The sequence below is a fragment of the Pantoea sp. PSNIH1 genome (assembly GCF_007680655.1).
In the GTDB taxonomy this organism is placed as follows: Bacteria; Pseudomonadota; Gammaproteobacteria; order Enterobacterales; family Enterobacteriaceae; genus Pantoea; species Pantoea eucrina.
In genome coordinates this window covers 233269-246655 of sequence record NZ_VEIP01000004.1, presented here as the reverse complement: position 1 = coordinate 246655, position 13387 = coordinate 233269, and the positions used below count along the sequence as shown (strand labels likewise).

Annotated in this window: 13 protein-coding genes; 9 read left to right on the top strand and 4 right to left on the bottom strand. The window is 55.6% G+C overall.

Annotated elements, in window-relative coordinates; translation table 11 throughout:
- Window positions 1–618: 618 nt before the first annotated feature.
- On the bottom strand, window positions 619–1554 hold the full coding sequence (locus tag FS690_RS12595; protein WP_040113754.1) for a RepB family plasmid replication initiator protein: 936 nt from the start codon (window positions 1552–1554) through the stop codon (window positions 619–621).
- A gap of 397 nt (window positions 1555–1951) precedes the next feature.
- Here FS690_RS12595 and FS690_RS12590 point away from each other — a divergent pair, with 397 nt between their 5' ends.
- The 3 genes from FS690_RS12590 (at window position 1952) to FS690_RS12580 (ending at window position 5404) form a co-directional block, all read left to right on the top strand.
- Window positions 1952–3328, top strand: coding sequence for an aldehyde dehydrogenase family protein (locus FS690_RS12590; RefSeq protein ID WP_145339705.1), 1377 nt, complete (start codon window positions 1952–1954; stop codon window positions 3326–3328).
- Between the two features lie 54 nt (window positions 3329–3382).
- Window positions 3383–3982: an NTP transferase domain-containing protein gene (locus FS690_RS12585; protein WP_145339704.1), complete on the top strand. Its 600-nt coding sequence runs from the start codon at window positions 3383–3385 to the stop codon at window positions 3980–3982.
- 111 nt (window positions 3983–4093) lie between these two features.
- Window positions 4094–5404, top strand: a complete 1311-nt coding sequence (locus FS690_RS12580; RefSeq protein ID WP_071668114.1) for an MFS transporter — start codon at window positions 4094–4096, stop codon at window positions 5402–5404.
- Between the two features lie 97 nt (window positions 5405–5501).
- On the opposite strand, the gene FS690_RS12575 is transcribed toward FS690_RS12580, so the two are convergent.
- On the bottom strand, window positions 5502–6050 hold the full coding sequence (locus FS690_RS12575) for a helix-turn-helix domain-containing protein (RefSeq protein WP_040113746.1): 549 nt from the start codon (window positions 6048–6050) through the stop codon (window positions 5502–5504).
- Between the two features lie 101 nt (window positions 6051–6151).
- On the opposite strand from FS690_RS12575, the gene FS690_RS12570 reads away from it, so the two are divergent.
- From FS690_RS12570 to corA, 3 genes are all read left to right on the top strand, one after another.
- Window positions 6152–6826: an AzlC family ABC transporter permease gene (locus FS690_RS12570; RefSeq protein ID WP_071668113.1), complete on the top strand. Its 675-nt coding sequence runs from the start codon at window positions 6152–6154 to the stop codon at window positions 6824–6826.
- Window positions 6816–7136: an AzlD domain-containing protein gene (locus tag FS690_RS12565; RefSeq protein ID WP_040113737.1), complete on the top strand. Its 321-nt coding sequence runs from the start codon at window positions 6816–6818 to the stop codon at window positions 7134–7136. The genes FS690_RS12570 and FS690_RS12565 overlap by 11 nt, the downstream gene beginning before the upstream one ends.
- A 120-nt stretch (window positions 7137–7256) precedes the next feature.
- On the top strand, window positions 7257–8261 hold the full coding sequence (gene corA, locus FS690_RS12560) for a magnesium/cobalt transporter CorA (RefSeq protein ID WP_094110794.1): 1005 nt from the start codon (window positions 7257–7259) through the stop codon (window positions 8259–8261).
- 58 nt (window positions 8262–8319) lie between these two features.
- Here the strand turns inward: corA and FS690_RS12555 are convergent, their stop codons facing one another.
- Window positions 8320–9054 (bottom strand): SDR family oxidoreductase, encoded by a 735-nt coding sequence (locus FS690_RS12555; RefSeq protein WP_040113735.1) that lies wholly within the window; start codon window positions 9052–9054, stop codon window positions 8320–8322.
- Window positions 9055–9212: 158 nt separating this feature from the next.
- On the opposite strand from FS690_RS12555, the gene FS690_RS12550 reads away from it, so the two are divergent.
- Both FS690_RS12550 and FS690_RS12545 read left to right on the top strand, forming a co-directional pair.
- Window positions 9213–10130, top strand: coding sequence for an AraC family transcriptional regulator (locus FS690_RS12550; RefSeq protein WP_186368989.1), 918 nt, complete (start codon window positions 9213–9215; stop codon window positions 10128–10130).
- A gap of 537 nt (window positions 10131–10667) precedes the next feature.
- On the top strand, window positions 10668–11066 hold the full coding sequence (locus tag FS690_RS12545; protein ID WP_145339702.1) for a response regulator transcription factor: 399 nt from the start codon (window positions 10668–10670) through the stop codon (window positions 11064–11066).
- A 102-nt stretch (window positions 11067–11168) separates the two neighbouring features.
- Here the strand turns inward: FS690_RS12545 and FS690_RS12540 are convergent, their stop codons facing one another.
- Entirely contained in the window at window positions 11169–12593 is a 1425-nt protein-coding gene (locus FS690_RS12540; RefSeq protein WP_145339701.1) for an MFS transporter, read from the bottom strand.
- Between the two features lie 110 nt (window positions 12594–12703).
- On the opposite strand from FS690_RS12540, the gene FS690_RS12535 reads away from it, so the two are divergent.
- Window positions 12704–13375 carry a metalloregulator ArsR/SmtB family transcription factor gene (locus FS690_RS12535; protein WP_071668109.1) on the top strand — a complete coding sequence of 224 codons (672 nt, stop codon included), beginning with the start codon at window positions 12704–12706 and terminating at the stop codon, window positions 13373–13375.
- The last annotated feature ends 12 nt before the right edge of the window (window positions 13376–13387 follow it).

The window sequence follows — 13387 nt, the reverse complement described above, 5'->3', positions numbered from 1 at the left end:
CTCTCTCTGGCTGTAACGTTCACTGTAATCAGGAGAGCCACAGAACGCGGTCGTTTAGTATCACCGGCGCCTGGATCGTCTATACGCAGCACGTTCACTGTAATCAGTAGCGGATGCCCGCTCTCACTGCAGTAAAGCCTGGCCACATTCACTGTAGTCAGTAACGGCCCGTCTTATCGCTGGCAGCGTTCACTATAATCAGCAGACAGGTCCGCAGGCGGCCTGGGCAATAGAGCGGGCCGTAAAAGGTATTGCTTTCAGCTGTCGTAACGCTATCTGGCCCTCTGCTGATTACAGTGAACAGCAACTGTGTACTCTATACAGTGGTCACAGCAGGGCAGGGCAGAGGGTTAGCAGGCGTTCACTGTAATCAGTAAACAGAGCGGGATTAAGCTGCCTGAAAAGATATGTTAGTGCTTACTATCAATTTATGCCACGTCTGGTGCATACCGTGCCTGATTGTTCCCAGCCTGGCTAAAGAAGCCTGCTGTTTACAGTGAACGTTACTGATTACAGTGAACAGCCAGCCTGCATGGGGAACATTAAGGAGCAGAGTAGCGCTGCACGGCTGATACGGCACAGCGGCGGGAAAAGATGTTTTGCTGATTACAGTGAACATCACGACTCGTCGTCAAACTCGATCTCATCCAGCACGTCGATGCTCTCCAGATTTCCGATACCATCCAGCTTGGGCGTCCTGCTATGGATGATGAAAAACACGGAACGTCCACGCTTAATCTCGGAATAGTCGAGATAGCCTATCTCTTTCAGCTGCTCCATAGCACGCCGCACCACATGGTTCTGCGTGGTGGTTTTCGATCCCAGGTTAAGACGCATACGCAGTCGCGCCAGCGAGATAGGGGCCGGATTAACAGGAAGGCTTTCCAGATAGGTATAGAGCGCCTGAGCAGACTCTTTACGTTTCAGGCGCGAAATGGCCCGCAACTGAAGCAGAACCTTGTGATCAAAGTTATATAACTCAAACAGCTTCGGATCGGCCTGAATGCGAACCAGATCTTTTTCCCGATCGTAATAGGCAGATTGTACAAGGTGAGTATGATAAGCCTTGCCGTTACCTTCAAAAGAGAGCGTATTGGTTGCAATGCGCCGTAATGAGGCATCCAGGCGCCTGCGCAGGGCTGCAGAGGAGTTCGCTGACGGAATACCACACATCTTAACGAAATCGATAAAAGGTAGCGTGACCGTGTCGCCTTTGGTCGGATAACGGGAGAATGATTGAATAATCCCTGCCCAGGTTTTGAAATCGTTATCCATATCCAGTCTGGCACCGGTTATGGTGATCTTCTCATACCCTTCCGCTTTTACCAGCGAGAGGTTTTTCAGCTCTTTGGTCGCATCAGTGGAGGCCATAGCCCCGGATTTGCCGCGAGCAGTGGATTTAAGGGTGGGAACAAACAATCCCAGACGCATCAGTGCCACAGGCTGGACAGTATTATTCTTGTTAGGATGGAGCTGGATAACTTCGCCACTGTTTTTTGTCACCGACAGAAAAGGTTCCAGTAACGCCTTGTTTTTACTCTCTTTGTCTGCCATGGCATGAGATCTTCATTTTGTGGATGAAAGGGATCGTTTTCTGATTACAGTGAACATTAGCACTGATTATAGTGAATATTCCACAGAGTACAGTGAATATAGCACTGATTACAGTGAATGCTTTACTGATTATAGTGAACATGATCACCCTTTGAGGCCTTGTGTGGTGCGGCCTGCGACGATCGGGGATCTCTTAGGATCTATCTTTGATCTCTTTATGATCTCTTATTGGGATCTGGTTTATGTATAAGTGGATAACTCAGGATCCCACTATAGAGACCCGCTCTTAGTTGATTTCAATTAGAGAACAACTTGCTCAATATTATTCATTTTATATCAATAGTAATCGGGCGTATCGTAACAGGCACGATCAACAGCAATGTACTGAGGAATTCTGATGACTGACCATGTGATTTCACGTAATCCTGTAACGGGTGCCATTCTCGCAACGTATCCACTCCAGACCGCTGAGGAACTTGATCGCTCTCTTGCACAGAGCGCTGAAGCCGCTGAGCTGTGGCGTAATACAACGATTGAACAGCGTGTGAAGGTACTGCGCCAGCTGGGTGAACAGCTGCGTCAGCGTCAGGATGAACTGGCCACTATGGCAACACGGGAAATGGGTAAACCTGTTGCCCAGGCACGTGCAGAAGTCCTGAAATGTGCCAGCTTATGTGACTGGTATGCCGAACATGGCCCGGCCATGATTGCTGATAAACCAGCTCCGGTAGAAGGTCAGCAGGCGTGGCAGTCATTCAGACCACTGGGCGTCATACTGGCTGTGATGCCGTGGAATTTTCCTTACTGGCAGGTGCTGCGTGGCGCTGTCAGCATGCTGCTTGCCGGCAATACCTATCTGTTAAAACATGCACCCAGCGTAATGGGATCAGCTTATCTGATGGCTGAACTGTTTGAGGCAACAGAACTGCCGCACGGTGCTTTTACCGTTATCAATACGGATAACGACGGCGTTTCAGCAGCAATCAGCGATTCACGCGTTGCAGCCGTTGCAGTCACCGGGAGCGTACGCGCAGGCGCCGCTATCGCAGCACAGGCCGGTGCGGTACTGAAGAAAACAGTACTGGAGCTGGGCGGTGCCGATCCTTTCATCGTACTGGCCGACGCAGATCTTGACGCTGCTGTCGCTTCAGCCGTGGTGGGCCGCTATCAGAATACCGGACAGGTATGCATGGCAGCGAAGCGCTTTATCATCGAAGAGAGTATCGCCGCCGAGTTTGAAGCGCGTTTCAGCCAGGCCGTAGCCGCACTGAAAACTGGCGATCCGCTTGATGAGCAGACCTTTATCGGTCCGATGGCACGCTACGATCTGCGTGATGAACTGGATGGGCAGGTGCAGCAAACGCTCAAAGAGGGCGCACGTCTGGTGCTGGGCGGTCATAAAATTGAGGGGGAAGGAAATTACTATGCCCCTACCATTCTGGCTGATGTGACGCCGGAGATGACAGCATTTCAGCAGGAAATATTTGGCCCGGTCGCGGCAATCACTACGGCGCGTAATGCAGAACACGCCCTTGCGCTGGCTAACAACAGCGATTTCGGTCTGAGTGCCACCGTCTGGAGCCGCGATGAGTCGGTGACCAGCTGGCTGGCAGAGCGGCTGGAAACAGGAGCGGTATTTATCAACGGCAACGGCGCATCCGATCCGCGCGTCGCGATTGGCGGCGTTAAAAAGAGCGGCTATGGCCGTGAGCTCTCCAGTTTTGGCGTACACGAGTTCTGCAATATCCAGACAGTATGGAAAAACCGTCGCTAACTGCCCTGAGGCGCGCAATACTATGCGCCTCACGATTTTCAGGTAGCCAGCAACATGAAAAGTCCGGGCATTATCATCCTTGCAGCAGGGCAGGGAACACGTTTTCAGCAGGCGGGCGGAAAAGGCAATAAGCTGCTTGCCCTCTTGCCTGACAGCACCGGAACACCCCATCCTGTGCTCGGTATGACGCTGCATGCAGCACAACGCAGCGGGCTGCCGCTTCTGCTGGTAACGCGACCTGAATATACCGCAATACGGGCGCTGGCTGCCGCGCAGGCGATACCGGTGCTGTGTGTCAGCAGTGCAGGCAGTGGCGAGACGATTGCCGCTGCCGTTCGCGCTGTGCCGCACTGGTCTGGCTGGCTGATTCAGCCCGGCGATATGGCATGGGTTACTGCAGAAGATCATCAGCGTATCGCCGGCGCACTCTCCGAAGGGGCCTCCCAGGCCCGTTTTTGCTGGCAGAACAAACCCGGCCACCCGGTAGGCTTTGCGGCAGAATATGGCCCGGCACTTAGTGAGTTAAAAGGGGACAGCGGCGCCCGCTCGCTGCTTGATACCGCGCGCCTGCTGCGTTTGCAGGGACACGCTGGCGTGATCCGCGACGCCGATCTCCCCGTTACCGCCACGCCGCTCGCCCGCCGCAGGAAGTAGTGGCGCAGGGTGATAATTACCGCTACTCTCGCGCGGTCATATTTATGCGAACGGGTGACACACTACCCGGTTGACCGTCCCTGTTCAGAGTCATGGTACGCGGAGAGAGTGATGAGCGCAGTAGCCGATCCTTCAGTAATCCAGTCGCGGCGGGAAAGTGCCGCCATCTATCGAAAAATAACGTTAAAACTGATCCCGTTTCTCTGCCTGTGTTATCTGGCAGCCTACCTGGATCGCATTAATATTGGTTTTGCCAAGCTGCAGATGGCAAGCGACTTAGCGCTAAGCGAAACGGCGTTTGGTCTGGGTGCGGGTCTGTTTTTTGTGGGTTACATTCTGTTTGAAGTGCCAAGCAACCTGTTTCTGCAACGCACCGGCGCACGGATCTGGATCGCGCGGATCATGATCAGCTGGGGAGTGCTCTCGGCGTTAACCCTGCTGGTAAAAACTCCCGGTCAGTTCTATACGATCCGCTTTTTACTGGGCGTGGCAGAAGCAGGGTTTCTGCCGGGCGTGCTGTTTTATCTGACCCGCTGGTTTCCCTCATGGCGACGCGGCCGCATTATTGCGCTGTTTATGCTGGGTTTGCCACTTTCCAGTATCATTGGCGGCCCTCTATCAGGCTGGATCATGACGCACTTCGACAAACTGCACGGGCTGCATGGCTGGCAGTGGCTGTTTCTGCTGGAGGGCCTGCCGAGTATTCTGCTGGGGCTGATGACGCTGCGAATGCTGCCGGATGGCCCGGCAGAGGCATCCTGGCTTAGCGTTCAGGAAAAACAGGTCATTGCTGATGAACTCCGCAGCGATGCGGGCGAAGCTGCTGAAGCGAAACACCGGCTGCGGGATGGCCTGCTTAATCTGCGGGTGGTGATGCTGGGCGGAATCGATTTCTCCATACTGCTCAGCGCTTACGCAATGGGCTTCTGGTTACCGACGCTGCTGAAAAAAGCAGGCTCCACCGATCTCACCACGATTGGTTATCTTACGGCGGTCCCAAGTCTGGCCGCGCTGGCTGGCATGCTGCTGATTGGAGCCAGCTCAGACAGGCTGCGCGAACGCCGCTGGCATATTATTGTTCCTTTTATCATCGGTGCAGCCGCAATGGCCTGCGCGCCCTTCTGGAGCAGTAATGTGGCTGTAACCGTGCTGCTATTTTCCATTGCGCAGGCGATGATTATTGGTGCCGTGCCGGTTTTCTTCAGCCTGCCCGCAACCTTTCTGACCGGTACTGCCGCCGCCGCAGGTTTTGCGCTCGCCTGCTCAATTGCCAATATTGCAGGCCTGGTCAGTAATTCTGTTATGGGAATCGCGCTGGATATGACCGGCAGCAGCGACGGGGCGCTGTGGCTGTTTGCTGCCTGTTTATTGCTCAGCTGCCTGCTGGTGCTGGCACTGCCGGCAAAACTGGTCAATCGCTGATCGCCATAAAGCGCGCCTGTTACGGGCGCGCTTTACTGATTACAGTGAACGTTGCGTACACGTCAGGCAGGACGCGTTTATTCAGGCTCAGGCGATATCAGTTCTGCTCAGAGAGTTGCACCGCCATGGTATCGGCTTCCAGTGCTTCAAACACGTGGGGTTCATCAGCGGGATAGCAGATGTAATCGCCAGGATTCAGCTCCACCGGCGCATCGCTGGGTCCTACCCTGGCCCGCCCGCGGGCAATGATAACGTGCTCAACCGAACCGGGCGGATGCGGCTTTGAAGCGCGCGGCGCGCCTGGCTGACTGGTCACCAGATAGAGGTCGCGTCGCCCGCCTGGCGGGCAGCTGGCGAGCAGAGCCGCCTGATAATCAGCCAGTTCAGCCGACACAATCATCCCTTCACCTTTGCGAATAACCTGCAGACGTTTTACCTCTGGTTCCAGCAGGCGGGCGAAAGGAATATTTAACGCGACACAGAGCGCCCAGAGGGTTTCGATACTGGGATTGCCGTTGCCCGCTTCCAGTTGTGAGAGCGTTGATTTTGCCACACCCGCACGGCGAGCCACTTCAGTCAGTGAAAGTCCGGCACGCTGCCGCTCGCGGATCAGCCCGGCGGCAATAGTATCAATCGGTGGTGTCACAGCAGCTCCTGTTCGTTTTATCGAACGTTTGTTCATCTTGTAAAACAATTTCTGAACGTTCATTATACTGTCTTTACTGTTCGGTATGAGATCAATATGTGATGCGTGCGGGGATTAACGTGCTTGATCGCGGCGTGATAAAAGCGATTGTTCTGGTTTGTCTGGCAGACGGTATTGTGGGCCTCTCCTATGGCTCGCTGGCCGCTGCACAGGGTTTTCCGCTCTGGGTGCCGATAGCGCTCTCTACGCTGGTGCTGGCAGGCGCTTCGGAATTTCTGTTTATCGGCGTTGTTGCTGGTGGCGGAAGCCCGCTCACTGCCGCCGCCGCCGGGTTGCTGGTCAATGCGCGCCATCTGCCGTTTGGCATTGCGGTAAAAGATCTGGTGGGGCAGGGAGGCCGCAGCCTCCTTGGCTGCCATATCATGAACGATGAGAGCGTGGTATTTGGTATCTCGCAACCGGGGCTGCAGCAGCGCCGGGTTGCCTACTGGCTGTGCGGACTCGGTATTTTTGCGGTCTGGCCACTCACCGTTATCGGCGGCGCCATGATTGGCCGCTTTATTCCTGACGTTTCCGCCATCGGGCTGGATGCGGTTTTCCCGGCGATCCTGATTGCGCTGATTTTTCCGGCGCTGCGCAAACGGCGGACACGCATTCCGGCGCTGGCCGGGACCGCACTCTCTGTCGCGGTCACGCCTTTTGTACCGGCAGGAATGCCGGTGCTCTTTTCCCTGCTGGGGTTGCTGAGCTGGCGGGAGCGTAAAGATGGACAATAGTCTGGTCATTGCCGGTATCGCGCTGCTGGCCGTCGGAACGTACGCTATCCGTTTTGCCGGATACCGTCTCGGCAGCCGGCTGCCGATGTCAGAAAAAACGCGCAATATGCTGTCAGATGCTGCCACGGTCCTGTTGCTGGCGGTGGCGGTCACAACCGCACTGTTTGAAGGAACGCACTTTGCCGGCATCGCACGGGTAGCAGGCGTTCTGTTTGCTGTTTTTCTGGCATGGCGACGGACGCCGTTGATTCTGGTTATCGCAGGAGCCGCAGCGATGACGGGATTACTGCGTTATCTGGGCGTGCCGTAACGACTTTTCAGGCTGGCAATATCCGCCTGCCACGGCTTTTGCTACCCTAACAGTATAAGGCGTCGCTTCCGGATCCCTTCAGAGAGCGACAGAGTAAGCCAGAGCAGGATTGAGGCAAAAATGGAAAAGCAGGAACGAACCGACAATCATGCAGATGAGATCGTCAACTGCGTGGTCTATCGTCATGGCGAGCGGCAAGAGCATGTCGATGTTGCAGAGATCAGCGATATCCTGAAAGAAGATAAATCGTTCGTCTGGCTTGGGTTATACCAGCCCGAACCCGCTTTTATGCAAAAGCTGCAGGAGGAATTCGGGCTGCACGAGCTGGCGATCGAAGATGCTCTGCTGGCGCATCAGCGTCCTAAGATTGAACAGTATGGCGAATCGGTATTTATCGTGGTCAAAACGGCGTATATGCAGGCGCAGCAGCACATCACGTTTGGTGAAACGCACTTCTTTCTGGGCAAAAATTTCCTGATTACGGTACGCCATGGATCGCGGGAAGGCTATGCCGCAATCCGGGAAAAAGCGGAAAAGAATCACGCCATGCTGTGCCAGGGGCCAGGCTATGCACTCTACTGTATCCTCGATTTTATCGTAGACAACTACAGTAAAATCACACAAACGCTCAGCGAGCGTATCGGTAATCTCGAAGATGGGATGTTTTCCACGCGCTTTGATAACCACGCGCTGGAGCAGGTCTACCATCTGCGACGCCAGCTGCTGGCGCTGCGCAACGCCGCGATGCCGGTCACTGAAATCTGTCCGCAGCTGGTTCGTTTCCATGAAGATATTATCCCAAAAAATCTGCGCGCCTATCTGCGCGATGTGCAGGATCACGCGCATCACGTCATGATCGATGCAGAGGATATGCGTGAAACGCTGGCCAGTGCTATGCAGGTCAACCTCGCACTGGTCTCTGTACAGCAAAGTGAAGTGAATAAGAAGCTGGCGGGCTGGGGCGCCATTTTGATTGTGCCAACAATTGTATTCAGTATGTATGGCATGAACTTTTCCGACATGCCGGAGCTGCACAGCCATTTTGGTTATCCGGTGGCGCTGGGATCAACGCTGCTTATCTGCTGCATTATGTGGTGGCGGCTGAAGCGCGCGGGCTGGTTATAACGACGCCCGCGCGTCGATGCCTGAAATTTCAGCCTGAAATCGCCAGAATTTTTATGGCTTAAAACGGGCTGGCAGTAGGGCGCAGCGTGATTTCACTGACGTCAACCTCGCCAGGCTGATCGATAGCCCAGCTGACCGCCTGCGCTATCGATTCCGGTTTAAGGGCGATAGCCCGAAAGCTGCGCATCGCCTCCTGGGCCACATCGTCAGTGATGCTGTCAGCCAGCTCAGATTCCACTACGCCTGGATTGATAACGGTAACGCGCAGAGCGGACGACTCCTGCCGTAATCCCTCAGAAATAGCGCGGACGGCAAATTTAGTGGCGCAGTAAACCGCCGCGGTGGGTGAGACCGTAAGCGCCCCGATTGACGCGATATTGATAATGTGCCCCGCCTGCTGCTGCTGCATTGCGGGCAGTACTGCAGCGATGCCGTAAAGCACGCCGCGCACATTAACATCCAGCATCTGGTCCCACTCTTCAACTTTCAGTGAAGCCATCGGAGAGAGCGGCATCACGCCCGCATTGTTAATCATCACATCAATCCGCCCATATTTTTCAATGGCCAGACGGGCTAATGCCTGTGTATCAGCGCGCTGCGTCACATCTGTCGTCAGATAATCTATCCGGGCACCCTGCTGCTGCAGCTCATCACACAACGATGCCAGACGTGTGGCCCGGCGTGCACCAAGGATCAGCCTGTGACCCTGCCTGGCCAGATAGCGGGCGATGGCTTCACCGATACCGCTGCTGGCGCCGGTCAGAATAATTACTTTCGCTTTTGCATCAGTCATCTTTTTTTCCTCGTGTGAAGTACCCTGCTATTGTTGAAAAATGCCGCAATCGTCAACAGACCTATTCACTGCGCATCTTTGCCTGATCCTCTCGCAGAGCGAGCCGCGCGCTGCGCCTTGTGACTAAGCAGGAATTCAACTATCCGGGAGAACGTGTGATGAATGACGTGCAACAGCAGATTTGCACTTTGCTTAACCAGCTGGCACCGCAGGAGGGATATACAAAATCCCTGCTGGATAGCGTGTTATTTATGCGGGCTAATCAGCAGTGGGCGCGCACGCCGGTACTTTATGAGCCGGGCATCATCATTATCTGCCAGGGCGCTAAGCGTGCCTTTCTGGCGGATAATGTCTACCGCTATGACGCGCAACACTATCTGGTATTATCTGTGCCTCTGCCATTCTCAGCGGAGACTGAAGCGACGTCCGCTGAGCCGCTGCTGGGCCTGGCGATCCGTTTTGACGTTAACGTACTGGCGAAACTCATCGCGCAGGTGCCGGCAAAGCCTGCGGGTGAAGAGAGGGCGACGGCTGCTATTATCTCCACGCCGCTGGATAGCACACTGCTACAGAGTACGCTGGCACTGCTTCAGGCATTACGGGATCCGCTTGAGACGCGGATACTGGGGCCGGCCCGTGTGGAAGAGATCTGCTTTCGCATTCTGATGGGGCAGCAGGGTGCCGCTGTACGCGCCGCGCTGGCGTATCAGGGCCATTTTGGCCGCATTGCCCGGGCGCTACAGCAAATCCATGATAACTGGCAGCAGCCTATAAACGTTACGCAACTTGCCCGTGAGGCGGGCATGAGCGTGCCGCGTTTTCATCTGCACTTTAAAACCGTTACACAAACTTCACCCATTCAGTATCTTAAATCACTGCGCTTACATCGTGCACGACTGATGCTGATCCAGCAGAACCTGACCGCAGCCGGGGCAGCTGCGCGTACAGGCTACGAAAGTGACTCACAGTTCAGCCGCGAATTTAAACGCCTGTTTGGCCGCAGTCCGGCAGAGGAGGCGCGCATAATGAAACGGGCATTTACGCTGCTGCCAGCCGAACCATACGACCTGTTTTAGCATCCTGCACGCGGGTAACGGCTGACTGAGCATCACCCCCTGCCACAGAAAGAAGCCTGAATGTTTTAAAGCGAATCCCCCAGTTAATTGTGGTATTGGCGGCTGCGTTATCCAGACTTGTGCCGATGGCGTTCCGGGAAGGGATATGAAAAGATCGCGCATCTTTAAGTGAAGCACCGCTGCCGCCTCAGGAACAGCGCATTGCGCTGCGCGCGACAGGTTTCCGGCAGCCGTGCTGCAGGCTGTTGTCAGCCATGCTGCAGGCACTTTTTATCGTTCAGGCTGACCTCTCTTATTGCACTGCAGCCTTACGGCAACATGTCGCTTCTGCTGCACGATAACGGAAGAACAACCCTGAGGCAGGCTACGAACTTTTCTGAAATAGAGGCTGGCAGCCGCAATCTGTCTTCGCCAGTCAGTACCAGGTTTTTCTGCAAATGCGCCCGGCGCTGTACCTGAACGGTCAGCGGGTGCTGATAAATCGCGCCAGATATGGTGCAGAGATAACGTTAATTTTCCCGGTGGCGGAGTAATGGAATGAGCGCGAAAGTGTGGTTAGTGGATGATGATTTGTCAGTAAGGGAGTCGCTGGGATTTCTGCTGAAAACCGTAGATTACGAGGTGGCTGACTTCGGCGATCTGGCGACGTTCGACGCCGTTGCCAGTGCAGAAGCGCTGCCGCTGCGCGGCTGTCTGCTGGTGGATATGCGGCTGCCCGGCATGGATGGGCTTAACTGGCTGACCGAACAGCGCGCCCGTCATCCGCTGCTGCCGGTTATCCTTATGACCGCGTATGGTACGCTTGACGTCTGCCGCAGCACGTTTCAGGAGGGAGCGTTTGCTATTTTTACCAAGCCGCTCGACATTGAACCGCTGCTTGCAACCCTGCATCGTGCGATGAATGAGAGCGAACAGCGTGCAGTGCAGCAGGGCTGACGCTTTCTGTTATCTCGCTCAGCCCGTCGGTAACGTCTGTATTACGCATAACGTTCTGCGCCAGATAAAGCGCCTCTGACAACTGTCAGAGGCGCTCCGGCTTTAGCTGGTTTTCTGCTGCTTAAATCCGGTGAGCACCTTTTTAGCACTCAGCAGAGAGAGCAGCGGGGCGGCTGCCATAACGGCAAAAAGCAGCCAGGCCGCAGAGGAGGCGCCAGCGATTCCCCCCGGCGCCGACAGGCCTCCGGCGTTAGCGAGCATACCGGCGATGGCAGAACCCAGAGCGGTAGCAAACAGCTGAACCGTAGTGATGGAGGTGGCTGCGGCATCCTGATCGTCTGCGGGAGCCACCTGCAGGATGCGCGTCAGTAAATGGGGCCAGCCCAGCCCGATACCAAAACCAATCAGCGCCAGTCCTGTCCCGATCAGCACAAGTATCTGTCCGCTGCTGCTGGCTGAGCGTGGCGTCACAATAGCCAGCAGCACCATACCCGCCAGAACCAGCGCCGGTCCTGCGGCAATTGCGCGCTTAATGCCCCGCGTCTGCCAGCCGGAGCTCCAGATCTCCGATACCGTCCAGCCTGCGGCCATCAGCGCCGCCACATAGCCCGAGATCAGCGGCGTCTGCCCATGCAGGATTTGAAGAAAATAGGGTACAAAGGTTTCACTGGTCATACCGATAATGAGCAGTGCCATGGTGATATAGAGCGCCAGCAGAGGCGAGTTGAGGCGCAGCGCATTACGCGGTAACAGGCGTGTTTCACTGATAAACTCCTGGCGAATTAACAGCAGCAGCAGAATAACCGCCGCACATATCCCGGCTATATTCACCGCAATGTCAGAGGACATGCTCGCTGCGCTCACGGTCATAACGGCCGCAACCAGTAACAGCAGCTGCATCCAGGGGAGCTTTCCGGTGTGGGAAGTATCGGTACGATTATGAGCAGGGAAAATCAGCCACACCAGCAGCATATAACTCAGCGTGACGGGGATCAGTATGCCAAACGCCATGCGCCAGGCGTCCATTTCAGCAAATATTCCTCCGGCCGCCGGGCCCAGAAGCGTCGCCACGCCCCACATGCCGGAGATCAGCGCCATCGCGCGCGGCCAGAGCTTTTCCTCAAAAACGGCATAGATCATGGCATAGCAGAGCGCGAACAGAAAACCACCGCCCAGCCCCTGTAGCGCCCGACCCGCCAGCATTACCGGCATAGCGGGCGCCAGTGCGCAGACCAGACTACCCGCGATAAAAAGCAGCGCCGCCAGCAGATAGGCCTGTCGCGCGCCCGTCACCGCCAGCAGACGCGCGGTCAGCGCTGAGCCCAGTATTGAGGCGACGACAAACAGCGTTGTGTTCCATGCATAGAGGTGGAGTCCGCCTATCTCCCTGATGACGGAGGGAAGCACCGTAGTGGCGATGTAAACATTAATGGCGTGCAGTGCAACGCCGCCTGAAAGCGCAATAGCAAAAAACAGGTTTTTGCCTCCCAGTAATTCACTCCAGCTTCCTTCTTGTCCTGACGACATATAAGCCTCCCGGCATGCGTTGCGTCATATGCCCCGTTGCTGAGCGCAGCGGGATCCATTACATTAATAAAACAAGACAACGCTTGGATTATTAAAGAGGGTAAAATATTTTGTCAAGCAATCGCTTGTTAAACTCGGGCGATAGAGCACAGGCAACACCAGAGCGCCTGCTTTATCTGCTGAAAACGCGCGGGCCACTGCAGTCTGCTGAGGCGGGAGAGACGCTGGGCATGACGGCTGAAGCGGCACGCCAGCAACTCAGCAAACTTGCCTCATCAGGGCTGGTAGAGTCGTTCTCCCGCAGCAAAGGAGTTGGACGTCCGGGGCAGTTCTGGACGCTGACGCAGGCGGGCCACGGGCGGTTTCCGGATTCCCATGCGACGCTGACGGTGCAGCTGCTGGATACGGTACGGCACGCTTTTGGTGAACAGGCGATCGATCACCTGATAGATTTGCGCGAACAGAGCAGCCGCGCCGCTTACCAGCGTGAGCTACAGGATGCTGTCGATCTGCGGGATCGGGTGGCGCGGCTGGCGGCACTGCGGTCGCTGGAGGGCTATATGGCAGAGTACGAGGAGCAGGATGACGGAACGCTCTTGCTGATTGAGAATCACTGTCCTGTCTGCGCCGCTGCCGCCGCCTGTCAGGGATTCTGCCGCGCTGAACTGATGCTGTTCAGCGAGGTGCTGGAGGCGAAAGTCGAGCGCGTTGAACATATTCTGCAGCAGGCGCGACGCTGCGCTTACCGCATTACGCCGTTCACAGAGCACGCTGCAGAGTAAGGTTTGATGCGC

Coding starts and splice junctions, on each gene's coding strand:
- FS690_RS12595 (WP_040113754.1), bottom strand. CDS start 1,554: ATGGCAGACAAAGAGAGTAAAAACAAGGCGTTACTGGAACCTTTTCTG.
- FS690_RS12590 (WP_145339705.1), top strand. CDS start 1,952: ATGACTGACCATGTGATTTCACGTAATCCTGTAACGGGTGCCATTCTC.
- FS690_RS12585 (WP_145339704.1), top strand. CDS start 3,383: ATGAAAAGTCCGGGCATTATCATCCTTGCAGCAGGGCAGGGAACACGT.
- FS690_RS12580 (WP_071668114.1), top strand. CDS start 4,094: ATGAGCGCAGTAGCCGATCCTTCAGTAATCCAGTCGCGGCGGGAAAGT.
- FS690_RS12570 (WP_071668113.1), top strand. CDS start 6,152: ATGCGTGCGGGGATTAACGTGCTTGATCGCGGCGTGATAAAAGCGATT.
- FS690_RS12565 (WP_040113737.1), top strand. CDS start 6,816: ATGGACAATAGTCTGGTCATTGCCGGTATCGCGCTGCTGGCCGTCGGA.
- corA (WP_094110794.1), top strand. CDS start 7,257: ATGGAAAAGCAGGAACGAACCGACAATCATGCAGATGAGATCGTCAAC.
- FS690_RS12555 (WP_040113735.1), bottom strand. CDS start 9,054: ATGACTGATGCAAAAGCGAAAGTAATTATTCTGACCGGCGCCAGCAGC.
- FS690_RS12550 (WP_186368989.1), top strand. CDS start 9,213: ATGAATGACGTGCAACAGCAGATTTGCACTTTGCTTAACCAGCTGGCA.
- FS690_RS12545 (WP_145339702.1), top strand. CDS start 10,668: ATGAGCGCGAAAGTGTGGTTAGTGGATGATGATTTGTCAGTAAGGGAG.
- FS690_RS12540 (WP_145339701.1), bottom strand. CDS start 12,593: ATGTCGTCAGGACAAGAAGGAAGCTGGAGTGAATTACTGGGAGGCAAA.